The sequence below is a fragment of the Hymenobacter koreensis genome (assembly GCF_039541855.1).
GTDB classification, from domain to species: Bacteria; Bacteroidota; Bacteroidia; order Cytophagales; family Hymenobacteraceae; genus Solirubrum; species Solirubrum koreensis.
Genome location: NZ_BAABHA010000014.1, coordinates 36,928 through 58,736 on the forward strand (window position 1 = coordinate 36,928; position 21,809 = coordinate 58,736).

Here is a 21,809-nt window from a genome sequence, read left to right on the forward strand (position 1 = left end):
GCGGGCTGTCTGCCGGTGGGCAGCAGGCTCACATTCAGTTCTTCACGCGTCTTGCAGTATTTAGAAGGTCGCAAATACGTGGTGCAGGGGATTTTCCTCGCGGTGGCGTTGGTGTTTGCGGTTCGGCTTTACCACATTCAGGTACTCGACGGCAGCTACAAACTGGCCGCCGACAAGAACACTTTGCAGCGCATTGTGCAGGTACCTTACCGCGGCCTTATTTACGACCGCAAAGACCAGCTGCTGGTACAAAACTCGCCGGTGTACGACCTGATGGTGGTGCCCCGCGAAGTCAAGAACCTGGACTCGGCCCGGTTTTGCCAACTGCTGCAAATGCCCCTTGAGGAGTTGCGCGAAGGCTTGCGCACCGCCAAAGTATACTCGCGGGCCAAGGCCTCGCCGCTGGTACAAAACCTGAGTACGCGCGAGCTGGGCGCCATACAGGACAACCTGGTTGATTTTCCGGGCTTCAGCATCAAAGCGCGCATGGCCCGGTCGTACCAAACCGAGAGCATGGCCCACGCCCTGGGCTACGTGGGCTCCATTACGCCCGTAATGCTGGAGAAGGAAAAGTACGCCAAGTACATAGCCGGCGACTTCCTGGGCATTACGGGGCTCGAATCGTTTTACGAAAAGGAAATGATGGGCCGCCGCGGCGTGCAGTACCGCATGGTAAACGTGCGCGGCGTGGAGAAAGGCGCCTTCCGCGACGGCGAGTTCGATACGCTGTCGGTAGCGGGCAAAGACCTGCACCTGAGCATCGACACCGAGCTGCAGCAGTACGGCGAGTTTCTGATGCAGGGCAAGCGCGGGTCCATTGTAGCCATTGACCCCAAGACTGGTGAAATACTGGCCTTCGTGTCGTCGCCCACGTTCAACCCGGCCACGCTAACAGGGAAGGGGTCTGGAAACCGCTACATGGACCTGCTGCGCGACAAGGAAAAGCCCCTTTTCGACCGGCCGCTGGCCGCTACCTACCCGCCGGGCTCGGTATTTAAACTCGTGAACGAGGCCATTGCTCTGCAGGAGGGCGTGGTAACGCCCAACACCGGATTCCCCTGTAACTGGAAGCTGGTGCGCTGCACCCACCGCCACGAGTACCCCGCAAACTCCACACTGGCCATTAAGAACAGCTGCAATCCGTACTTCTACCAGGTCATGTTTGCCACAGTGCGCCGGGGCCGCTCCACCAGTAAGTTTCGCGACGTGGCTTTGGGCTTGGCCGATTGGCGCAAACATGTGGTGTCGTTTGGCCTGGCCCAGCACCTGGGAGTCGATTTGCCCGGCGAGCGAATGGGTATGATTCCCTCGCCTAATTTCTACGACAAGCTCTACGGCAAAAACCGCTGGAGCTACAAAACCATCTACTCGCTGAGCATCGGGCAGGGCGAAATTGGTATTACCGGTCTGCAAATGGCCAATATTCTGGCCATTTTTGCCAACCGCGGCTGGTATTACACGCCTCATTTCGTGCGCAGCGTGGGCAAGGACGGGCCGCTTCCGCAGTTCCGCGAGAAACACTACACTACCATCGATCCGGCCCATTTCGACGCCATCATCCCCGGCATGCAGGCAGTAGTGGACGGCCGCGGCGGAACGGGTAACCTGGCCAGCCTGCTGGATGTGGGTATTTCCGTGGCCGGCAAAACCGGCACCGTGCAAAATGCCCACGGCGACGACCACGCCACGTTTGCCGCTTTTGCCCCGGCCAATGACCCCAAAATTGCCATTGCCGTGTTCATCGAAAATGCTGGCTTTGGGGGCACTTCGGCGGCACCGCTGGCGGGGCTGATGATGGAAAAATACCTGCGCGGCCGCATTGCCCCCTGGCGCAAACGCTGGGAGCAGTGGCTACCGGGCCCCGCCGACCGCTTTATTGTTCGCCGCAAGCATTGAAAGAATTAAAAATTGAAAATGAAAAATTAAAAGCTCAGCATCAACCTCTTCTACACCCGCCGCATATGAAAACCGACAACGTAGTGCTAAACAAAAGCTATGCGTACGCGGTGCGCATCGTGCGGCTGTATTTGCATATGAAGCAGCAACGACAGCCGCTGGCCTTAGCTGAGCAAGTGCTGCGGAGCGGAACGTCCATTGGGGCGAATGTGGAAGAAGCCGTCGGCGGCATTTCCCGGCGGGATTTTGCGGCCAAATGCAGCATTGCCTACAAAGAGGCCCGCGAAACCCATTACTGGCTGCGCCTGCTGCGCGACACTAACCTAGTGGACCCGCGCTTGGCCGATTCTCTGCTCGAGGAGGCCGAAGAACTGAAAAGACTGTTGGCTTCCATCGTCCTGACCACCCGCCGCCCGGATGACGCGGATGAGAGTTTGTAATTTTTAATTTGTCATTTTTAATTGAAACAGCCCGCCCGTTATAGCCGCAGCATCGACTGGATTACCGTTGGGCTCTACGCCTGCATGGTGGGCCTCGGGCTGCTGAACGTGTACGCCGCGTCGTATTCGGCCGAGGTGCCGTTTTCGCGCGTTTTTGCCGCCGACTGGAGCGGGCTCATGGACTACAACTGGTTCAAGCAGCTCATCTGGATTGGGGCGTCGGTGCTGCTCATCGGGGTGCTGCTCGTCGTGGACTACAAAGCCTACGATACGTTTGCCTACGTGCTGTACGGCGGCATGATTGTGTTGCTGCTGGTTACGCTGGTTATTGCGCGGCCCATTGCCGGGTCCCGCTCGTGGCTGGAACTCGGCCCCATCCGTCTCCAGCCCGCCGAGTTTGCCAAGTTCACTACGGCCCTGGCCGCCTCGCGCTTTATGGCTGGTATTAACCTGCGCCAGCAGGCGTTCCAGCAGCAGTTGGTGTTGGCCGGCCTTACGCTCTTGCCGCCGGTGCTCATCATTGCCTCCAACGAAACCGGCCAAGCGTTGGTATTCGGCGCCTTTTTGCTGGCTTATTTCCGCGAAGGCATGTCGCCGCTCATTTTGCTTGTTCTGGCGGCTGCCGGCGCGGTACTCATCCTGTCGCTGCTGGTGCCCAAGCTATGGCTGGTGGGCATTTTTACGTTGATTTTGGTGCTGGTCTTCGTGTTCAATACCAAAGTTTTGCGCCACCATCTGCCGCTGGCCATATCGGTGTGGGCCATTGTGCTGGGCATGGTTTTCGGCGTCGATTTCTTTTACAACAACGTGCTGCAGAACCACCAGCGCAAGCGCATTGAAGTGCTGTTGAACCCTTCTGCCGATCCGCTGGGTGTGGGCTGGAACGTAACTCAATCAAAAATTGCCATCGGATCGGGCGGGCTTACCGGCAAGGGCTTCCTGGAAGGCACTCAAACCCGCTTCGATTTCGTGCCCGAGCAAAGCACCGACTTTATTTTCTGCACGGTAGGCGAGGAGTGGGGCTGGCTGGGCACCATGACCCTGACCATCCTGTTCATGGCGTTGCTGCTGCGCATCATCTATGTAGCCGAGCGTCAGAAATCCGTATTTGGGCGTACCTACGGCTATTGCGTGGCGAGCATCATCTTCTTCCACTTTGTGGTGAACGTGGGCATGACCATTGGTTTGGCGCCGGTAGTGGGCATTCCGCTGCCGTTCTTCAGCTACGGCGGCTCGTCGCTGTGGTCGTTCACCATTCTGCTCTTTATCCTGCTGGCTATTGATGCCTACCGCAAGCAGGATTTGGTGCGCTAAAGCGCTGCTACCACTAACCGGCCATGCCTGTTATTTCAGCTCCTGAAAGCAGATATGGCGCAATGCATTGCATTACGCCACAGGAGCATCTGCGTAAGCGCGGTTGCCGAGGCCTAGCCATGTAAACCAGGGATGGTAGGTTATCAAGCGGCTGAACGCTACTGCAAACGCCGGCGCCGCCAGGTAGCCCATTCGGCCCAGGTCGCCGGAGAGTAGCATGTGGGCCAGCACCACCAGCACCAGGCCTGCACAAGCCCAGGTAAGGTGCCGCGGCCAACGTTGCCAGGCAGCGCGGCCGCCCTGCAGCCCCGCCAGCAAAACCAAACTAAAAAAGCCGAATATGCTGAATAACTCGCCTACACCTTTGGGCGAAAACATGCGCCGCAGCGAGTAGCTAAGGTTTTCCAAGTGCGCCAGCGCGTTGTTCACGCTTTCCGAAGGCGGTGCCCCCAGCCGGGCATCAATGTAGTACCGCACGCCGTAGGCCACCGCTAATGACCCCGCCAGTAAGCTCAGTTGCAAAGGCAAGCGGCCGGCGTTGCGCCCAAATACCAGCAGCCACGGAATCAAAAACAGGAACGACTCTTTGGCATGCGGGCCCAGCACAATACACGCTACCAAAGCCGCGGTAGAGCCACTGACGCTGGCGTAAAATGCCAGCGCAAATACCAGCATGTACAGGCTATCGACGAGGGGCAGACCGGCAACGTACACGGCCCAGCGGCTGCTGAGTACCGCTGCTACGGCCAGCGCAGCTGCGCCCGGTGAGGCCCCGCAACGCAAACAGGTGAGAAACAAGAACACCCCCGCCCCGCCCAGTACCAACGTATTCACCACGTAAAATCCCAGACGCAGCGGCCAATCGGAGGCGGCGCGGTGGGGCCATACCCGGGCATAAATCAACTCAATGGGAGCTGCCACGGTGGCCGCAACGGCCGGCACCAACACGCGGTAGCGGTGGGTTATGCGCACGCCTCGAAACTCGCCCTTCGCCATACGCAGGTAGCTGCGCGTGTCAGAAGAATGCGAGAAATCGAAGTGCACGTACATGGTATACGCGCTGCCGGCCAACATTCCAACGGCCAGGGCATACACCAGCAGCAGCCGGCGCCATCCCAGGCTAATCGGGCCGGCTTGGCGAGCATCCGGGAAAAATTCCAAGGGCTTCAAGCTACGGCCCGGCTAGGCGAATTTGCGGTCGATGAGCCGGAGCAGCTTGGCTACGTGCTCGTCTTTGCGCACCCACTGGTAGCGTTGGGCCAAGTCGTCCTGCACGTACTGGCGGGCGGCGTCGGCCGAGGGCAGCGAGTCTAGGTGCTCAATAGCCGCGTGGTATTCCATATTCTCGCCGTTAAACAGCTCGTTAATGAAGCTGAAACGTTGGTTGATGGAAATGGCATTGCGCAAGGATTCCACCTTGGGCTGCACGTCGGCCAGCGTGGAAACCGGCGCGTTCGTCTGGGCCAGCTTCTCCTTCAGGGTTTCGGTTTTGGCGTTCGACGAGGCCAGCTTTTCATGCAGCCGGTTGCCCGGCACTACTGCCTCGGCAATGGATACGCGCTCCGCCGGAGCTGCCGGGGCCGGAATTACAGCCGCGGCCTGAGGTTCGGGCTCCGGTGTTGGGGTGGCTACCGCCGCAACAGGTTCGGGAGCGGAAACGGGCTCCGGGGCAGGTGGCGGTGGCGTGGGTGCCGGCGTCGGCTCTACTACTCGCGCCGGGGCTGGTTCGGGCGCTGCAGCTGCTGGAATGGGTTTGGATTCCGGAGTGCTTACCTCAGCCGGTGCGGGCTTCGGAGCCGGTTCGCGTAAATCGGCAGCGTACACGGGAAGCAGGGCGCTCAACTCGTGCATGATTTGCTCGGCGGGCTGCAATTCCTTGTAGTGCGCTTCGGTGTGCAGCCGAAAGCGGTTCAGCAGGTAGTCACGCTCCTGCGGCACATCGGCCGGCAGGCTGTCGATAAACGACTGAAATAGCGGCTTGTTGACCTCCGTGTAGCGCAGGGCATCGCGCAGCTGGGCGGGCGTGGCCGAGGCTTGATCGACCGGAAACAGCTTGTCGCCGAAGATGGCTACGGGCTCCAAAGCAGCCCGCAGCGTATCGGTGGCAGCCTGGGCCAGCAAGGGCTCATACGTAGCCCGCGTCAGCCGAATGCGGCGCGAGAGCAAGTTCATGAGTTGCGTAAGGGTTTGCCGCACAGCCGCGTCTTCGTAATCGAAATACGGGCTGCGAAGGCGCGCCATTTCCTGGGTCCACTGGGCTAGAAGCTGCTGTACCACAAACAGATTGAGCTGCCGAACCGGCGTTAAGCGCAACACGGCAGGGCCGTCGAGGGTAGCGCCCACGGGTTGGGTCGAAAAGTGGGCGTCACAGACGCGGGTGGCCAATCGGCGGCCGTAATCCTGCAGCTGCGCGCTGCTATACGTATCTTGCATCACCACTGAAAACCTGCTTTAGCAGGCAATTTACGCCAAAAATGGCTTTACTGACGGTTTTGAATCTGCCCGGAGCGCCCGTGTCGGTTTTGCCCGGCCAAACGCTTCTGCAAGCCTTACACGCAGCCGGCCACGATTGGATGCATGCCTGCGGTGCGCGCGGCCGCTGCACTACCTGCCGCCTCGACGTAATTTCCGGATCCGAGCACCTCGCGCCGCCCACCGCTGCCGAAGAGCGTTACCACGCCCGCGGCCGTTTGGCATTAACCTCGCGCCTCACCTGCCAGGCCCAGTTGCCCGAAGGCAACCTAATTGGCCGAGTGCCGGAAGCCACCCAGCTGCCACACGTGCAGTACGTGGTTGATTCCGGAAGCGAGTAGCTAATTGAGAAAGAAAAAGGGGCTGCCTTCATCCCCTGAGCCCACTTTATTCGGCCAGCAATTCCGACAGCACATCCAACGAACGGATGTCGCCCAGGCCCTCCACGTGCAACTGGTAATAGCGCAGCAGAATGTTCAGCAGCTCGCGGCGCACGCGGCCATTGGGAATGGTGGGACTGGGCGTGTTGCTCAGCAGCTCGTCGAAATGGTGCTCGAACTCCTGAAAGCGCATGACGGTAGCGCGGGCTGTGGTCGTTTGGTTGATGTCGATGGCAAACGCCACCTGTTCGGTAATCTGGTGGCCCGACTCGGGCCCGAAGCCCAGGTAATTGGCTAGCCGCAGCAAAAAAAGCAGCGCAAAGTTCTCGTAGTGCTCCTGCTGGGCGTCGTAGGCCAGCAACGAATCGTGCAGGAAAGCGAACATATCGGGGTTTTCTTCTTCCTCGCGCACCGAGCGGCTTACCACTTCGGAGAGAAAGAGCAGCACGCTGCTTTTGCTGAAGTCGTACGGAATGGTGCGGTAGGGGTGCGCGCAACGAAACTCCGAAAGGCGGGTGAGGCCGCCCCGCGGCGACACGTAAGCCACCAGATCGAGCAGGGTGAAGGGCTGAAACAGCGCAATGCGGCCCGGCGGCTTGGCCCGGCGCACCCCGTTCACGATGTACGACTGCACGCCCCGCTGTTCGGTATAAATACGGGCAATGATGGACGTTTCGCGGTATTTGAGGTAGTTGAGAACGATGCCGCGGGTTTTGATGAGCATGAGAGCAGGCGAAAAGCAGACGAAGCGAAGAACAAAGAACACCGCTTTACGCAAAAAAGCGCCGGCAAAATCTCCTGCCGACGCTTTTTATGTTGGGGTTAATACGCGTTAGCGGCCGTTCACCACGGCTACTTTGGCAATGCACCCGTTTTCGCCCTGGGCGTCGGAGGTAAGCACCAGGTACACGCCCGATTGCACCTTGCGGCCGTTGTAATCGGCCAGGTTCCAGACCACGGTACCGCCCGTGGCGCGGGTTTGGTACACCAGGGTGCCCGTTACGTCGGTAATTTTGACCTCCGCATTGTTGGCTATGCCCGAAATACCCACCTGCCCGGCAAAATCGCGGCGAACGGGGTTCGGAAATACCTTGGCGCATTCGGGCTTGCCTTCGGTTACCGTGGCCGAGCCACGGTAGGCCACCACGCCGACATCGGTGCCCACCCACACTTCGCCGGTTCGGTCGTTCACGGACACGTCCAGGATTCTATTGGAGGGCAAGGGGCTGTTGGCCGTGGTAAAGTGCTGCAGGCTTTCGTCGCCGTTCGCGTTAAACAGCCACAGGCCGTTGTTCGTCCCGAACCATTTGCGGTTGGCGCCGTCGATGGCAATGGCCGTTACCACGTCGGTCGAGAGCAAATCGAAGCCGGTGCCGGCGCCGCGCACTACCAGGGGTTTGCGGAAGCTTTCGGGGGCGGTAAATACGGTGGCGGGGTCATCGTACACGGCCACGCCGGCCTCGGTGGCTACCCAAATACGGCCTTCCCGGTCTTTGGCTATGGCGTAAAACGTGTTGCTGGGCAGGCCCTCGCCATTGCTAAACGAGCGGGTTTGGCCGTTTCCGTCGGCCACCGTTACGCGCGAAACACCGCTGCGCCGGTCCGATACCACCCAGGCATGGTTGGAATCGTCGATAACAATTCGTCCCAGGCTTTCGGAGCCGGTAAAGTAAGGAACGCTGCGCCACTGGGTAGTGGCGGGGTTGAACACGAACAGCCCAGAGCGGCCCGCAAATTGGTGTCGGTTGGTTACCCACACGTTGCCTTCGGCGTCGCTGGCTACATCGGTAATGCGGGTAAAGCGGGGGAGAGATGCTGAGTTGAGCAGCGGCGTGCCCGGCGTGCCCTCCGCGAACGTGCGGAACTCGCCGGGGCCTTTCCACTCCACCAGTCCGTCGCCGTAACTGGCCACGTACAGGGTGCCGTCGGGGGTGCGGGCGCCCCGCACCAGGTCGTCCACGTTGGGAAACTGCGTGGGTAGCGTAATCGGGTCGTAGTTGGTCCAGCGCCCGTTTTCATCGTATTCAAAGAAGCCCCTGCGGTTGTCGCTCTGCTCGTAAGCGCCGTTGTAGCCACCCGGAAACACGTTTACTTTTCCGCCGCTGGCCAGCAAGCCGAACACCTGAGCGGTGGCCGGCGCGTTGGCCGCATAGCTTTCGGCGCTCTGGTCGCGCAGGTTAATTTCCACCACGCCCTTGGCGGCATCGGCCACGTACACCGGCCCGCTGCGGGCCCGTACGGCATCGAAAGCATTGGTTACCAGCGCCGACTGCAACTGGTTTCGCACAACCCCGGAGCCGCCTGCCAGCACGGTTACCCGGCTGGGCTCGGTTACGAGCAAACCGGCCGCCGACGTGCGCAACGACCGGATGTTGGAGCCATTGTAATTCACGCGGGTCCAGCGGCCGTTGCCGGTGTTGGTGAATAAGGAACCGCCCACGCCCGCAAACAGCTGCCGGGTGTGCAGCTCCAGCGGAACCGCCCGCAAGCCCGCCCGCAGGCGCCATTGGCGAAAATCGAGCAGGTTGGTGCCGATGCGGCCGCTGAGAATCCCGATGTCGGAGGTGGCATACAGCGAGTCGCCGAGTACGGCCGTAGCGTACACGCGCGGCACCGTGCCCTGGGGGCCAATGTTCACGTACGTGTCGCGGATTTCCAGGCGCTGCATGTCCAGCACCACAATACCAATGGGCGTGGTGACGTAGCCGTTGCGGCCGCTGAAATGCACCGCCGAAATGGCCTTGCTGCCTTGCAAGGGCTTGCGCTGAATATCGAAAATGCTGGTAACCAGCCGCCCGTTAGCCCGCAGAATATCAATGGTGCCGCTGCGGTACCCCACCACTACCTGCCTGCTCACCGAATCGTAGGCCACGGTGCTCACACCCACGTCGCTCAGCCCATCGCGGCGGGAGAGGGGCTGCACCGTCTTCAGGTCCTTGTCGAAAACGTAAAAAACGTCGGCGGAAACCACGTACAGCCGGTCGCCGGCGTCGGCAATGGCAAGGCTGAAATTGGTGGGCAAATGCAGCTGCCAGTCGCCAAAACCCGCCGTGCGCTGGGCATACACCGGCACGTTCGTAAGGACCACGGCCGCAAGCAAAACCAGTAAAAACGCACGTAGCGAAGAACTCATAAGCAACGGGAAAAGACGGGGCTGTGCGGTAGCGCGGACATAACGAAGCCGAGCCGCAATTAGTGCTTCACCGCCTCGGCTGCCGCGTGGGTATCGGCGGCTTTTTCCTGCTGCCCTTCCAGGAAACAATGGCGGCAGCGGGCTTCGTAGGAATCGGTTTCGCCGAGCAGAATCTGTTCGGCCGAGGCGGCTTTGCGGAAAGAGTAAGTGGCAATGTCTCCGCAGCACACGCACACGGCATGCACCTTGGTTACGTACTCGGCTACGGCCATGAGGGCTGGCATCGGCCCAAAGGGCTTGCCCAGGTAGTCCATGTCGAGGCCGGCCACAATAACGCGCACGCCGTGGTCGGCCAGCTGGTTGCACACTTCCACCAAGGACTCGTCGAAGAACTGGGCTTCGTCGATGCCCACTACATCGCAGCTGCTGGCGGGCAACAACATTTCGTTAGGAAACGTGACGGGTGTGGAGCGGATGCTGGTAGCGTTATGCGAAACCACATCGAGCTCATGGTAGCGCTTATCCAGGCCGGGCTTGAATATCTCGACGCGCTGACGGGCAATTTTGGCGCGGTTCAGGCGGCGAATCAACTCTTCGGTCTTGCCCGAAAACATCGAGCCGACCACCACTTCAATCCAGCCGCGGCGTGCGGCGTGGCGGCCGTTGCCTACGCGGGGTTCTATAAACATGGATGGCGGAAATTCAGAGCGGGTTCAACGACCCAAGTTACGCCCGGCCGACGTGGTTTGGCAAACGGGGGCGCAACTATTGGCCGGTCTGCAGGCGCGGGCTGGGCCTAAAAAGAGCCGGCCGGAACGCTGGGAAGCATTCCGGCCGGGGTTAGTTTACGCGTACGATGGACAGCTCAAAAAGCAGGTCGGTGTTCGGGGGCACGCGGTAGAGGCGTTCGTCGTCGGGGTCGCGTTGGCCGGCAGCGCCGTAGGCCAGCGCGGCCGGAATGCGGGCCCATACGCGAGCACCGGCGTGCAGCAGGGGCAGTAGCTCTTCCCAGCCCTGAATTACCTCCCCGCGCCCGAGCCGCAGGCGCACCGGCCGGCCGTGGGTAGCCGAAGAGTCGAACAGGCGGCCGTTGGGCAGGAAAGCGGAGTAGTGCACCACCACGCGGCCGTTGGCACTAGGCAGCTCGCCGGTGCCAGCTTCGTGCAGCACGTAACGCACGCCACGAACTGTTTGCAGGGTATCGGGCCGGGGCACCTGGGCCTGGCCTGCCACCGCTGCCAGCAGCAGCCATCCTACGAGGAGCGTACGCACCATAAACCTTAGCGAACGTCCGTAACGACGATGTCGAATTGAATGGGTGTATTGGGGCCGATGGAGCCGCCGCCGCGCGTGCCGTACGCCATGTACGAGGGTACCAGCAGCTTTACTTCGTCGCCTTTGTTCATGAGGCGGAAGCCTTCGTCCCAGCCCTGAATTACTTGCAGGGGCGACTGACCCACGCGGAAGCTAAAGCACTGGCAGAGCAGGTTGTTGTCGTACGACGAGTCGAAAACCCTGCCGTCGAGGAAACGACCGATGTACTTAGCCTGCACGCTGTTGCCCGCTCTAATCAGCACCCCGGGCTCATCTTTCGTGAATACCAGGTACAGCCCCGATTCGGTTTTCTCGAAGGTCGTGATGTTGTTTTTGGTCAGGTATTCCCGGATGGCTTCGTCGTCGAGCTTTTTCTGGGCTTCGATCTGTGCAGAAAAGGCGTCGTCCTTTTTGCAGGCGGCCGTAAGCAGCAGCAAAGGCAGCAGCAGGGCAAGCAGCCCGCGGAGGCGACCAAAGGAAGGGAGGGAAAGTAAAGAAAGCGTACGCATGGCGGTAAGGAAAAAAACGGGCGGCTGGCCATAAGAGCCGGCCGCCCGCGGGAATGGTTGCATTCGGCAACAGGTATACGCGCCTAACGACCCTGCGGCATGCCCTGGGGCATACCACCCGGCGCGGGGGCCGGAGCAGCCTTCACGTCTACCAGCTCCACATCGAAGCGCAGCACGGCATCGGCCGGAATGTCGGCGCCGGCTCCGCGCTGGCCGTAAGCCAGGCTGGAGGGAATCAGCAGCACGGCCTTCGAGCCTTTGTTGAGCAGGGCAATGCCTTCGTCCCAGCCGGGAATTACGGCGCCCACGCCCAGCGGGAATTCAATGGGCTGGCCGCCCGGGCTCTTGGCCGACGAGTCGAACTCTTTGCCGTTGAGCAGGGTGCCGCGGTATTTCACGGCCACGGTTTGGCCCTGAGTAGGCTTGGCGCCGGTGCCGGGCTGGGTAACCACGTAGTGCAAGCCCGAAGGCGTGGCTTGCGTGGTCAGGTTGTTTTTCTTGACGTACTCCTGAATGGTAGCGGCATCCTTCGGCTTCTGCTGCTCGGCGTGCTGCATCTGCTTGGTCTGCATTTCCTGCATGGCTTTCTGCTGCGCGGCCATGGCATCGGCCTGGCTCTGAATGGCATCCACCTTCACGAACAAGGTCATGGTGTTGCCGTGCTTTTTGATGGGCGGCGGCGCGGGCTGGCCGGTGGTTTTCACCGACAGCGAGTCGGCGTTAAAGCGGAACACGGCCGAGTCGCCGGCTTCGAGTAACGAAATGGCTTCTTCCAAACCGCCTTTGCGCACTACGGCCTGCAGCGGTACGCGTACGGGGTACCCCATTTGCTGCTTGCGCGACTCGAACAACACCGAGTCTTTGGCCGTGCGGTACTCCACGTGCAGGGCAATGATCTGGCCCAGGCGCTTGCGGTAAGCGGCGGTGTCGCCGTTGGCCGGAATGGTACGGCTGCTGTACTTGCCGCCCTCGTTCTTGAAGATTTTGTACTCGATGCCCGATTGGGTCTTGGCGAAGTTGCCGCCGCCGGCCTTATCACAGGACTGCAGGCTAAGCGCGCCGGCCACCAAGGCGGGCCACAACAGGAGGGATTTGCGAAGCATGAAAAAGAGAAGGGATGAAAAGATGCGAGGCGAAGGTAACAAGACGCTAGTATTGAGTTGGAAGTGCCGGGTAATATGCAAGCGGAACCGAACGGTTAGCCCCGCGCATTGCGGCCAGTACTCCCGGCTTCTTTACTGCGACGGCCCCACCGCCAGCGGTGCAGTTACCAGGTCGGCCTGGTAATCGGGTAGCAAGCTCAGGAATTTTTGCACGGTGGTTTCCAGGGGCTCGTGGCTGATGCCGCCGGCCGCGTTATGGTGCCCACCGCCGTTAAAGTGGCGGCGCGAAAACTCGCTCACCGAGAACGAGCCCACCGAGCGGAAGGAGATTTTAACGGCCTGCACGCGGTCGATGAGAATGGCCGCAAACACAATGCCCTCGATGCTGAGCGCAAAGTTCACCAAGCCCTCGGTGTCGCCGGTTTTGGAGTGGTATTGCTTTAGCTCGTCGGCCGTAATGGCAATGTAGGCTGTGTTGTACTCGCGCAGCACGCGCAGCTTGTCTTTCAGCACGAAGCCCAGGAAGCGCAGCCTTTCCTCGGAGTGCGAGTCGTAGATGCGGCGGTGTACCGACGAGAGGTCGATGCCGGCATCGAGCAACTCGGCAATAATGAGGTGCACGTTGCGCGAGGTGCTGGGGTGGCGGAACGAGCCCGTATCCGTCATGATGCCCGCGTACAAACACTCGCCAATAGCCGGGTCGATGAGGGCTTGGTCGCCCAGGTCACGAATCAGTTCGAACACCAGCTCCGCCGTGGCCGCCGCCGACGGAAAAGAAAAGGCAATGTCGGCGAAGGGTTCGGGCTGCTCGTGGTGGTCCACGAGTACCTTTTTGCCGGGAGCCTGCCGCACGTATTCGCCCAGCTCATGAATGCGGCCCAGCGACGAGAAATCGAGGCAGAACAGGACTTCGGCCGTGCCGATAATTTCACGTACCTGCCGGTCGTTGCGGCGCGGTTCGTACACGATAACGTCCTCGTTACCCGGCATCCAGCTCAGAAAGTCGGGGTAGTCGGAAGGGGTGACCACCGTCACGTGGTGGCCTTTTTTGCGCAGGTAGCCTGCTAAGCCCAGCGACGAGCCCAAGGCGTCGGCATCGGGCTTGTGGTGGGTGGTTATGAAGATGTGCCGAGGCTCCTGGAGGAGTTCTTTCAGCGCCGTGACGTCGTGCATTGCCGGCTGATAGTTAACTGACTATGCGCGCCTTAAACGGTGCGCAAGGGGGCAAATTTCGGGAATGATTCGCAAACTTGTGCTGCTGCAACACCGATGCCGCAAGCCTTGGTTCAGCTTATTAGCGCCACGGGCCGCTATATTGGGGTGCTGTGCGGCGCTTTGGGGTGTAGCTGCTATTTTTGCGGCCGCAAAAGTTTTTTCTGAAACCGACTCGCCACCTCCGGTTAGTCTTCATATAACCCCTCCCTTCGCCATGGCCACGAACCGCACGTTCACCATGATTAAGCCCGATGCTGTACAAGATGGCAACACGGGTAACATCCTCGCCGACATCGAAAAGGCCGGTTTCCGCATCATTGCCCTCAAGAAAACCCGCCTGACGCCCGAGCGTGCCGGCAAGTTTTACGAGGTGCACAAGGAGCGCCCCTTCTACAACGACCTGGTGACCTACATGTCGTCGGGCTCCATCGTGGCTGCCATTCTGGAGAAAGACAACGCCGTAGCCGCTTTCCGTGAGCTGATTGGCGCCACTAACCCGGCCCAAGCCGCCGAAGGCACCATCCGTAAGAAGTACGCCAAGAGCATCGAAGCCAACGCCGTGCACGGCTCCGACTCCGACGAAAACGCCCAGATCGAAGGCGACTTCTACTTCCCCGCCGACGAGCAGTTCTAGTCAGCCCGGTAGCCCAGCAGCACTTGCCGGCTTTGCTGAAAAGTGCGACTTTGTGGTATCTTGCCGCTGAAATCAAACAAAAACCCGCTTTGCAATGCGCAGGGCGGGTTTTTGCGTTTGCTATTTTTGTGCCGATTTAATACCGTTTTTGTACTAACGGCCTCCAAAGCCAATGCGCGCCGGGGTGCCAGAAACGTTGAAGACCGGCTCGTCGCGGTTGTACAGGTCGGCAAGGGCCATAGGCGCGTTTATGGGCGTTTCCTGCCCCATACGGGTAGCCAATGCTTGGGCTTTTCCCTGACTGAGCGGTTGGAAATGGTAGGCGGCAATTAGGCGGCCTTTGCGCAGCAGGGCGCTATCGATGCGCGATAAATCGGTGTTAAAGGTGCACACGATTTGAATGTGGAAACAGTCGGCCAGCAAGCCGTCGGAGAGGTTCAGCAGGTTGCTCACGGCGTTTGAGCCGTGCCCATCGCGCTTCATGAGCAGTTCCTCGGCGTCTTCGATGATGAGGATGGAGTTGGTGTTATCGTGCAGCAGGTTAATGAATTCGGGGTCGGCAATGCGGGCCGCTAGGTTGGGCGGAATGAACAGCTTGGGCTTATCGGTGAGGCCGCACAGGTGGCGGATGTAGCTCGTTTTGCCGGTGCCGGGCGGGCCGTGCAAAATGACGATGCCTTTGTCCTGGGGTTTTTGCAGACGCTGTACAATGGTATCGTGCACGGGCAGCAGGTCGTCGTTGTAGTGCGTGGCAAGGTCCAGGGCCGGGATTTTGATGTCGAGCGGCATAAACTCCAGGTCTTTGGAGTCGAGGCGCAACACGTGCAGGCGCTGCCGCTCCTGCAAACCGGTTTCCAGGTGAGACACCAGTAGCTCCTGTACGCGGCGGAGGGTTTCGGGCTCGGTGTGGAGCGAGTAAAACAGGTGGGCACCCCGGTCACTGTAGGCGGCGTTGTCCTGAAACACCAGCAGCAGGTGCGGCGCCAGATTCAGGGCATGCAGGTGCAGTTCGGGCTCGTCGCCGGCCTTTTCCATGTAAACCGAATGGGCCACCGTGGCGGTTTCCAGGTCGCAGAAATCAGCCAGGCCTTTAAGCACGAGCAGGCGTGCTTCGGGGCTCGACAGCTGGTACATGATTCTGCGAGGCAGCTCACCGAAATACTGGTAAAACCAAGCTACGGGTATAAAGAAAAAAGACTTGTCGAAGGTCGTGGACAAATCGACTTTAGCTGGAGCGGGAGAGGACGTAAGCGGTATAGACATTTGCGTACAGGAAAAGCGGAAAACAACCGGCCGCGCCACCGGCAACCGAAGTTAACCAGGGCGCGGCCGTTATAAGGCGAGTCGGTTGTTGAGTAACCCGCGGTCAGCAGTTTAGGCTTGCTCCACCGACAGCAGGGGCTCGGTGTGCTCGGCGTTTTGCACCTCCTGGGGCGTGTGCTTGTGCTTGAAGAGAATTACAAACAGCACAGCAATAACCAGGGCGTAACCGGCAAAAGCCAGCCAGATGCCTTGCCAGTCCTTGCTTACGCCATCGGGGCCGGTGAAAAACCGCTCGATAACCACACCGCTTACCAGGCTGCCGAGTACCGCGCCGAAACCGTTGGTCATCATCATAAACAAGCCCTGGGCGCTGGCCCGAATCGACGATGCCGTTTGGGTTTCCACGAACAACGAACCGGAGATGTTGAAGAAGTCGAAGGCCATGCCGTACACAATGCACGAGAGGACAATCATCCACAGGCCGCTGCCCGGGTCGCCGTAGGCAAACAGGCCAAAGCGTAGCACCCAGGCAATCATGCTGAAGAACATTACCTGCTTAATGCCGAAGCGACGCAGGAAGAACGGAATAGCCAGGATGAACAGCGTCTCGGAAATTTGCGAGATGGACATGATAATGGCCGGGTACCTCACCGCCAAGGTGTCCTTGTAAGCCGGATTCTGGTCGAAGTCGTGCAGGAAGGTGTCGCCGTAGGCGTTGGTGAGCTGCAGGGCTGCGCCCAGCAGCATGGCGAACAGGAAGAAGGTGAGCATCTTCGTATCGCGCAGCAGGGCAAACGATTTCAGGCCCAGCACATCGACCAAAGAGCGGCTCGGCGTATCACGCGCGGTGGGCGGGCACTTGGGCAGCGTGAAGGAGTAAAAGCCCAGCAGAATGGCCGCGCCGGCCGCTATGTAGAACTGGTTGGCCGATTTCTCGAAGCCCAGCAGGCTCACCGTCCACATGGCCGCAATAAAGCCGATGGTGCCCCACACGCGAATGGGCGGGTAGTCCTTCACCACGTCGAAGCCCTCACGCTTGAGCACCGAGTACGATACGGCAATACTCAGGGCCAGCGTGGGCATGTAGAAAATCATGTTCAGCAGTATCACCCAAAAGAACATGCCGGGGTCAGTAACCATGGGAATGGTGAAAAGCACAAGGCCGCCCAGAATGTGCAGGATGCCGTACAGCTTCTCGGCATTCACCCATTTATCGGCCACAATGCCCATGAGCGAGGGCATGAAAATGGACGCAATGCCCATGGTGGAGAAAATGGCGCCGAACTGCGCCCCCGACCACTCCTTGGTCTGAAACCAGTACGCCCCGATGGTTATCAGCCACGAGCCCCAGATAAAAAACTGTAGAAAGCTCAGGATAATAAGACGCAGCTTAGTACTCATGCTGGTGCGGGGGAAAGAGGAATGGTGAGAATTTAGCCCATAAATATACACGATTTCTCCCTGCATGAATTGCACTTGAAGAGCCGACCTACGTTGCAAAACCCCGATTAATGGCAAAATCAGGCAGACATAATCAGGTGCATCAGTAGCTACGGGCTATCGGTGCGGTAGGGCTGAGGCATGAGAGCCGGAAGGCTGCCGCCAAAATCGGAAGCCCAATGTGAGGTGTATACTGCGGCTAAGGTTGTGGGCCGGCTGGAGATTTACGCACAAAAAAGCCGCCCCTGCAAGGGAGGCGGCTTTTTTGTGAATACAATAGTGTGCAGTGCTAGCGCGCGGCCTCTGTTTCGCTGAGTACCGGGTAATCGGTGAATCCCTGGTGGAAGCCTTCCGGGCCGGGGGCGTAGAAGGTCGCCTGGTCGGGTTGGGCGAGCGGGGCGTTGGTGCGCAGGCGCTCCACCAGGTCGGGGTTGGCAATGAACGGGCGACCGAAGGCGACTAAATCGGCGCGGCCGCTCTGCAGGGCTTCCTCAGCGAGTTGCGCGTCATAGCCACCGCTTAAAATGAGGCTGTTGGTGAAACGCTCGCGGAACGTAGCCACGGTTTCGGCGGGTACGGCGGGGGCACCCATGGCGCTGTGGTCCACGAGGTGCACGTACACCAGGTTCAGGCGCTGCAGCTCGGTGGCCAGGTAGGCGTAGGTGGCGTCGATTTCGGGGTAGTGCGGCATGTCGGAAGCTACGCCCCAAGGCGAGAGGCGGATGCCGGTACGCTCGGGTCCAATAGCCTCGGCAACGGCGGCGGCCACTTCCAGCACGAAACGGGCGCGATTTTCTACCGAGCCACCGTACGCGTCGGTGCGCTGGTTGGCCACGGGGTGCAGGAACTGCTCCAGCAGGTAGCCGTTGGCGCCGTGCAGTTCCACGCCATCAAAACCGGCTTCAATGGCCAGCTTGGCGCTGTTCACGAATTCCTGCGCCAGGGCGGGCAGCTCATCGGTGCGCAGGGCCCGAGGCTCGGGGTGCGCCTGCATCTGCTGCGCGTCGGTCCACATTTCGCCGGCCGCGGTTACGCCCGACGGCGCAATGATTTCGGCGCCCTCGGGGAGGTTAAGTCCGTGGGCAATACGGCCCGTGTGCATCAGCTGCACGAAAATATGGCCGCCTTTGGCGTGCACGGCATCAGTGGTGAGGCGCCAGCCGGCCACTTGCTCCTGGTTAAACAAGCCCGGAATGCGGGCGTAGCCGAGGCCGTTGGGCGAAGGCGAGGTGCCTTCGGTGATGATGAGGCCCGCCGAGGCGCGCTGAGCGTAGTACTCGGCTATGAGGGCGTTGGGCACGTTGCCGAGGGCGCGGCTGCGCGTCATGGGAGCCATAACCACGTGGTTCTGCAGGGTAAGAGCACCGAGCTTGGCGGGCGAAAAGAGTTTCTGAGACATGATAAGCAAAGATTAGGTTGACGGATGGTCGCCGCTTAAAAGCAACAACGCATTCAAATGTTTGGATTGTTTTAGGGAAATTTTTTTAACCCAATTCCCCCAAGAAAGCCGACAGCCCGCGGAGTGCCTCGCGGTTCAGGCGCACCTGCACGCAACGGCCCGTTTTCTGGGTTAAAACCAAGCCGCTTTCGTTAAGCACTTTCAGGTGGTGAGAGGTGCAAGGTTGGGAAAGGCCGGTGAGTTCCTGCACGTCGGCGAAGGCCATGGACTCGCGTTTGCCCAGCTCCAGCACAATGGCCAAGCGGTACTTGTCGGCGAGGGCGCCGGTGGTTTTCTCAACGAGTTGGGCAGTCATCATGGGGGTAGAAAAGCTAAGCGAATCGGCCGGTCCCTAAAGGAACCGGCCGACGCTCAAAAAAGTGTCGCAGCCTATCGGGGGCTTTTTAACAGGCGTCCCGAATGCGGCCGGGTTGCACTAGGCCTGCTGGAAGCGGCGGTTTACTTCGTCCCAGTTAATGACGTTGTAAAACGCCTGGATGTAGTCGGGGCGGCGGTTTTGGTAGTTGAGGTAGTAGGCGTGTTCCCACACATCGAGGCCGAGGATGGGGGTGCCGCCGCAGCCTACGCCGGGCATCAGGGGGTTATCCTGGTTGGGGGAGGAGCACACTTCTACTTTGCCGTCGGCGGTTTTGCACAGCCATGCCCAGCCCGAGCCGAAGCGCGTGGTGGCGGCTTTGGTGAATTCCTCCTTGAACTTGTCGTAGCTGCCGTAGGCGGCGTTGATGGCGTCGGCGATGGGGCCGGTGGGCTGGCCGCCGCCGTTGGGGGCGAGGATGGTCCAGAACAGCGAGTGGTTCCAGTGCCCGCCGCCGTTGTTGCGCACGGCTGCTGGCGCCTTGTCAATTTGCTTCATGAGCTCCTCGAGCGAGAGGTTTTCCAGCTCGGTGCCGGCAATGGCGTTGTTGAGGTTCGTCACGTAAGCCTGGTGGTGCTTGGTGTGGTGAATCTCCATCGTCTTGGCGTCGATGTGGGGCTCAAGCGCGTTGTAGGCGTAAGGCAACTGGGGCAGTTCGAAAGCCATAGTGGGGTAGGGTTTGGGGGTGAACAAAAAGGAACGTCAGGGTATAACCACCGAACCGGGCCGGGGGTTACGCCGGGCGGCGGGTACGGCCAAAAGTAGCTATTTCCGCTTGCCAGCAAAGAAGCGCTGCATGAGGGCGGCGCACTCGTCGGCCAGCACGCCGGTGGTTAGCTCGCAGCGCGGGTGCAGCAGCTGGCCGTGGCGGCGGTAGCCGAACTTTTCTTCGGGGGCGCCAAACACCACGCGTGGCAGCTGGGCCCAGGCGCTGGCGCCGGCGCACATTACGCAGGGCTCCACGGTTACGTACAGGGTGCAGTCGTGCAGGTATTTGTTGCCGAGGAAGTTGGCAGCGGCCGTGAGGGCCAGCATTTCGGCGTGGGCGGTTACGTCGCGCAGCTGCTCGGTTTGGTTGTGCCCGCGCCCGATGATTTGGCCAGTGGCGGTGAAGGCCACCACGGCCCCGATGGGAATTTCACCGAGGGCGTAGGCCAACTCGGCTTCGCGCAGGGCGTGGCGCATCAGGCGTTCGTGTAGGGCAGCAGCTGACATAGGGCACTAAGGTAGCACTGCCGGAAAAATGCCCAACCCCGCTACCTTGGCGCCATGACGACGGCTGCGCTGCGAAACATGCTATGGGGAGCGGCAGCGGCCGCTCTGGCGGTGGGTGGGCTGCTGCCGATGGTCAGCAGCTTTGCCCAGGGCGCGGCGCTGGTGCTGGCGGCGGTGTGTTTGCTGCTGTGGCTAAGCGAGGCGGTGCCCATGTTTGTACCCGCCCTGCTGCTCGCCGTACTCGTACCCGCCCTGTTGGGTCGCCACGATGCTGACTACCGCCTCGATCAGGTATTGAGCTGGGGCGCCGACCCGGTGGTGGCCTTGTTTTTTGGCGGCTTCGTGCTCAGTGCCGCCATCAGCGCCCACGGGCTGGATCAGCTGCTGGTGCAGCGCGTGGTGCAGCTGGCGGGCAGTTCGGCCCTGCGCCTTTTTATCCTGGTTACCCTGCTCACGGCGTTTCTCTCCATGTGGGTTTCCAATACCGCCGCAGCGGCCCTGGTGCTGGCTAGTCTGCAGCCGCTGCTGAATCAGCTGCCCGGCGAGGCGGGCACCCGGCGGGCCCTGCTGCTGGGCGTGGCATTCGGCGCCGACTTCGGCGGCATGGCTACGCCCATTGGAACTGGGCCCAACGGGCTGGCCATGGCGCAGGCGGCCGAGCTGGGTACGGATGTGTCGTTCAGCGCCTGGATGGTGTTTGCGCTGCCGCTCACGCTGGGGTTGCTGCTGGCCGCCATCGTGCTGGTGGCGTGGCGGTGCGGCCTGCGGCAGGAGCAGCTGCCGACAGCGCCTCCGGCGCCTGGTGCGGCCGTTGTTTCGCCACGCCGCAATCAGTTGCTGCTTGTGCTGGGGCTTACGGTGCTGCTGTGGCTCACGGAGCCCTGGCACGGCATTCCCACGGCGGGTGTGGCGCTGGGCGCGGCGGCGGTGCTGTTCGCCACGGGGCTGGTGGTGCCGGCCACGCTGCGTGAGCTGGACTGGGGCACCTTGCTGCTCATTGCGGGTGGGCTCATGCTGGGGCGGTTGTTGGAGCAGTCGGGCGTGGTGCGCACCCTGGCCGGGCACGTAGACTGGGCCGCGCTGCCTTCGGGCGTGGGTTTGGTATTCCTTTGCATGGTTACGGCCACACTATCGGCCCTGATGAGCAACACGGCGGCGGTGGTTATGCTGCTGCCGCTGAGCCAGGTAATTTACCCGGCGCCGTCTACGGCCATCGTGGTGGCGCTGGCGGCTTCCATGGGCGTGCCCTTTGTTATCAGTACGCCGCCCAATGCGCTGGCTTACAGCAAAGGAGGCCTGCGCACTACCGATTTACTTTTACCGGGCCTGCTGCTCATGATTGGCGGATGTTTGCTCATCAGCCTGACCGGCAAGAGCGTGCTGAACCTGGTGGGCATTCCGTAGTTGGTATGCGGACAAGGCAAGGTCGTAAACAAGCCTCACGATACAGAAATGCGCTTGAACGCGTTAGTACACCATGTAATTATCAAGCATTAACGAACCGTAATGGGCAGCAGGAAACAGAATACTGTAGTTGCCTTTGGCTTGTTGACCGCCCTTACGGGCTGTTGGTCTGATAACACCGGCATCAAAAATTATTTAGGGCGTGTTGACAATCAGAGTAACCAAACGAAAGTAGCAGCGCAATGGGCGAAGGCCAGGAACGA

General features: G+C 60.5%; 21 protein-coding genes. 6 read left to right on the forward strand and 15 right to left on the reverse strand.

What is annotated here, in order from left to right:
- Positions 1-51 precede the first annotated feature (51 nt).
- From mrdA to rodA, 3 genes are all read left to right on the forward strand, one after another.
- Positions 52-1,896: a penicillin-binding protein 2 gene (gene mrdA / locus ABD903_RS18610; protein WP_345226813.1), complete on the forward strand. Its 1,845-nt coding sequence runs from the start codon at positions 52-54 to the stop codon at positions 1,894-1,896.
- Between the two features lie 65 nt (positions 1,897-1,961).
- A complete protein-coding gene (locus ABD903_RS18615; RefSeq protein WP_345226814.1) occupies positions 1,962-2,336 on the forward strand; it encodes a four helix bundle protein in 375 nt (124 codons plus the stop codon).
- A gap of 21 nt (positions 2,337-2,357) precedes the next feature.
- Positions 2,358-3,650 (forward strand): rod shape-determining protein RodA, encoded by a 1,293-nt coding sequence (gene rodA, locus ABD903_RS18620; protein ID WP_345226815.1) that lies wholly within the window; start codon positions 2,358-2,360, stop codon positions 3,648-3,650.
- 72 nt (positions 3,651-3,722) lie between these two features.
- On the opposite strand, the gene ABD903_RS18625 is transcribed toward rodA, so the two are convergent.
- A complete protein-coding gene (locus ABD903_RS18625) occupies positions 3,723-4,811 on the reverse strand; it encodes a hypothetical protein (protein WP_345226816.1) in 1,089 nt (362 codons plus the stop codon).
- Between the two features lie 21 nt (positions 4,812-4,832).
- Positions 4,833-6,083 carry a hypothetical protein gene (locus tag ABD903_RS18630; RefSeq protein ID WP_345226817.1) on the reverse strand — a complete coding sequence of 417 codons (1,251 nt, stop codon included), beginning with the start codon at positions 6,081-6,083 and terminating at the stop codon, positions 4,833-4,835.
- A 59-nt stretch (positions 6,084-6,142) separates the two neighbouring features.
- On the opposite strand from ABD903_RS18630, the gene ABD903_RS18635 reads away from it, so the two are divergent.
- On the forward strand, positions 6,143-6,463 hold the full coding sequence (locus tag ABD903_RS18635) for a 2Fe-2S iron-sulfur cluster-binding protein (protein ID WP_345226818.1): 321 nt from the start codon (positions 6,143-6,145) through the stop codon (positions 6,461-6,463).
- 46 nt (positions 6,464-6,509) lie between these two features.
- On the opposite strand, the gene recO is transcribed toward ABD903_RS18635, so the two are convergent.
- The 7 genes from recO to ABD903_RS18670 form a co-directional block, all read right to left on the reverse strand.
- The gene (gene recO, locus ABD903_RS18640) at positions 6,510-7,226 is read right to left on the reverse strand and encodes a DNA repair protein RecO (RefSeq protein ID WP_345226819.1); all 717 of its coding nucleotides are present in this window, start codon (positions 7,224-7,226) and stop codon (positions 6,510-6,512) included.
- A gap of 108 nt (positions 7,227-7,334) precedes the next feature.
- Positions 7,335-9,635 (reverse strand): type IX secretion system anionic LPS delivery protein PorZ, encoded by a 2,301-nt coding sequence (gene porZ / locus ABD903_RS18645; RefSeq protein ID WP_345226820.1) that lies wholly within the window; start codon positions 9,633-9,635, stop codon positions 7,335-7,337.
- Between the two features lie 59 nt (positions 9,636-9,694).
- Entirely contained in the window at positions 9,695-10,324 is a 630-nt protein-coding gene (locus tag ABD903_RS18650) for a thymidine kinase (RefSeq protein ID WP_345226821.1), read from the reverse strand.
- Positions 10,325-10,475: 151 nt separating this feature from the next.
- Entirely contained in the window at positions 10,476-10,910 is a 435-nt protein-coding gene (locus tag ABD903_RS18655) for an FKBP-type peptidyl-prolyl cis-trans isomerase (protein ID WP_345226822.1), read from the reverse strand.
- A 5-nt stretch (positions 10,911-10,915) separates the two neighbouring features.
- The gene (locus ABD903_RS18660; protein WP_345226823.1) at positions 10,916-11,458 is read right to left on the reverse strand and encodes an FKBP-type peptidyl-prolyl cis-trans isomerase; all 543 of its coding nucleotides are present in this window, start codon (positions 11,456-11,458) and stop codon (positions 10,916-10,918) included.
- Positions 11,459-11,541: 83 nt separating this feature from the next.
- A complete protein-coding gene (locus ABD903_RS18665; RefSeq protein WP_345226824.1) occupies positions 11,542-12,561 on the reverse strand; it encodes an FKBP-type peptidyl-prolyl cis-trans isomerase in 1,020 nt (339 codons plus the stop codon).
- Positions 12,562-12,693: 132 nt separating this feature from the next.
- Positions 12,694-13,734 (reverse strand): DHH family phosphoesterase, encoded by a 1,041-nt coding sequence (locus ABD903_RS18670; RefSeq protein WP_345226825.1) that lies wholly within the window; start codon positions 13,732-13,734, stop codon positions 12,694-12,696.
- Between the two features lie 256 nt (positions 13,735-13,990).
- On the opposite strand from ABD903_RS18670, the gene ABD903_RS18675 reads away from it, so the two are divergent.
- Positions 13,991-14,410: a nucleoside-diphosphate kinase gene (locus ABD903_RS18675; protein WP_345226826.1), complete on the forward strand. Its 420-nt coding sequence runs from the start codon at positions 13,991-13,993 to the stop codon at positions 14,408-14,410.
- 153 nt (positions 14,411-14,563) lie between these two features.
- Here ABD903_RS18675 and ABD903_RS18680 read toward each other — a convergent pair whose 3' ends face one another.
- The 6 genes from ABD903_RS18680 to ABD903_RS18705 all read right to left on the reverse strand — a co-directional run bounded on the left by ABD903_RS18680 (position 14,564) and on the right by ABD903_RS18705 (position 20,142).
- Positions 14,564-15,673, reverse strand: coding sequence for an AAA family ATPase (locus ABD903_RS18680; RefSeq protein WP_345226827.1), 1,110 nt, complete (start codon positions 15,671-15,673; stop codon positions 14,564-14,566).
- A gap of 111 nt (positions 15,674-15,784) precedes the next feature.
- Entirely contained in the window at positions 15,785-17,074 is a 1,290-nt protein-coding gene (locus ABD903_RS18685) for a nucleoside permease (RefSeq protein ID WP_345226828.1), read from the reverse strand.
- A 328-nt stretch (positions 17,075-17,402) separates the two neighbouring features.
- Positions 17,403-18,512, reverse strand: a complete 1,110-nt coding sequence (locus tag ABD903_RS18690) for an alkene reductase (RefSeq protein WP_345226829.1) — start codon at positions 18,510-18,512, stop codon at positions 17,403-17,405.
- A gap of 85 nt (positions 18,513-18,597) precedes the next feature.
- Complete coding sequence (locus ABD903_RS18695; RefSeq protein WP_345226830.1) at positions 18,598-18,870, reverse strand: ArsR/SmtB family transcription factor; 273 nt, start codon at positions 18,868-18,870, stop codon at positions 18,598-18,600.
- 117 nt (positions 18,871-18,987) lie between these two features.
- Positions 18,988-19,593: a superoxide dismutase gene (locus tag ABD903_RS18700; RefSeq protein ID WP_345226831.1), complete on the reverse strand. Its 606-nt coding sequence runs from the start codon at positions 19,591-19,593 to the stop codon at positions 18,988-18,990.
- A 99-nt stretch (positions 19,594-19,692) separates the two neighbouring features.
- On the reverse strand, positions 19,693-20,142 hold the full coding sequence (locus tag ABD903_RS18705) for a nucleoside deaminase (protein ID WP_345226832.1): 450 nt from the start codon (positions 20,140-20,142) through the stop codon (positions 19,693-19,695).
- Between the two features lie 54 nt (positions 20,143-20,196).
- Between ABD903_RS18705 and ABD903_RS18710 the strand changes: the two genes are divergently transcribed.
- A complete protein-coding gene (locus ABD903_RS18710; protein WP_345226833.1) occupies positions 20,197-21,546 on the forward strand; it encodes an SLC13 family permease in 1,350 nt (449 codons plus the stop codon).
- Positions 21,547-21,809: the final 263 nt, after the last annotated feature.

What these genes read in the sequence shown, in the direction of transcription:
- ABD903_RS18690 (WP_345226829.1), bottom strand. Translation starts at nt 18,512, where the DNA reads ATGTCTCAGAAACTCTTTTCGCCCGCCAAGCTCGGTGCTCTTACCCTG.
- ABD903_RS18695 (WP_345226830.1), bottom strand. Translation starts at nt 18,870, where the DNA reads ATGATGACTGCCCAACTCGTTGAGAAAACCACCGGCGCCCTCGCCGAC.
- ABD903_RS18705 (WP_345226832.1), bottom strand. Translation starts at nt 20,142, where the DNA reads ATGTCAGCTGCTGCCCTACACGAACGCCTGATGCGCCACGCCCTGCGC.
- ABD903_RS18685 (WP_345226828.1), bottom strand. Translation starts at nt 17,074, where the DNA reads ATGAGTACTAAGCTGCGTCTTATTATCCTGAGCTTTCTACAGTTTTTT.
- ABD903_RS18665 (WP_345226824.1), bottom strand. Translation starts at nt 12,561, where the DNA reads ATGCTTCGCAAATCCCTCCTGTTGTGGCCCGCCTTGGTGGCCGGCGCG.
- ABD903_RS18700 (WP_345226831.1), bottom strand. Translation starts at nt 19,593, where the DNA reads ATGGCTTTCGAACTGCCCCAGTTGCCTTACGCCTACAACGCGCTTGAG.
- ABD903_RS18675 (WP_345226826.1), top strand. Translation starts at nt 13,991, where the DNA reads ATGGCCACGAACCGCACGTTCACCATGATTAAGCCCGATGCTGTACAA.
- ABD903_RS18670 (WP_345226825.1), bottom strand. Translation starts at nt 13,734, where the DNA reads ATGCACGACGTCACGGCGCTGAAAGAACTCCTCCAGGAGCCTCGGCAC.
- ABD903_RS18650 (WP_345226821.1), bottom strand. Translation starts at nt 10,324, where the DNA reads ATGTTTATAGAACCCCGCGTAGGCAACGGCCGCCACGCCGCACGCCGC.
- ABD903_RS18710 (WP_345226833.1), top strand. Translation starts at nt 20,197, where the DNA reads ATGACGACGGCTGCGCTGCGAAACATGCTATGGGGAGCGGCAGCGGCC.
- porZ (WP_345226820.1), bottom strand. Translation starts at nt 9,635, where the DNA reads ATGAGTTCTTCGCTACGTGCGTTTTTACTGGTTTTGCTTGCGGCCGTG.
- ABD903_RS18660 (WP_345226823.1), bottom strand. Translation starts at nt 11,458, where the DNA reads ATGCGTACGCTTTCTTTACTTTCCCTCCCTTCCTTTGGTCGCCTCCGC.
- ABD903_RS18615 (WP_345226814.1), top strand. Translation starts at nt 1,962, where the DNA reads ATGAAAACCGACAACGTAGTGCTAAACAAAAGCTATGCGTACGCGGTG.
- ABD903_RS18630 (WP_345226817.1), bottom strand. Translation starts at nt 6,083, where the DNA reads ATGCAAGATACGTATAGCAGCGCGCAGCTGCAGGATTACGGCCGCCGA.
- recO (WP_345226819.1), bottom strand. Translation starts at nt 7,226, where the DNA reads ATGCTCATCAAAACCCGCGGCATCGTTCTCAACTACCTCAAATACCGC.
- ABD903_RS18655 (WP_345226822.1), bottom strand. Translation starts at nt 10,910, where the DNA reads ATGGTGCGTACGCTCCTCGTAGGATGGCTGCTGCTGGCAGCGGTGGCA.
- ABD903_RS18680 (WP_345226827.1), bottom strand. Translation starts at nt 15,673, where the DNA reads ATGTCTATACCGCTTACGTCCTCTCCCGCTCCAGCTAAAGTCGATTTG.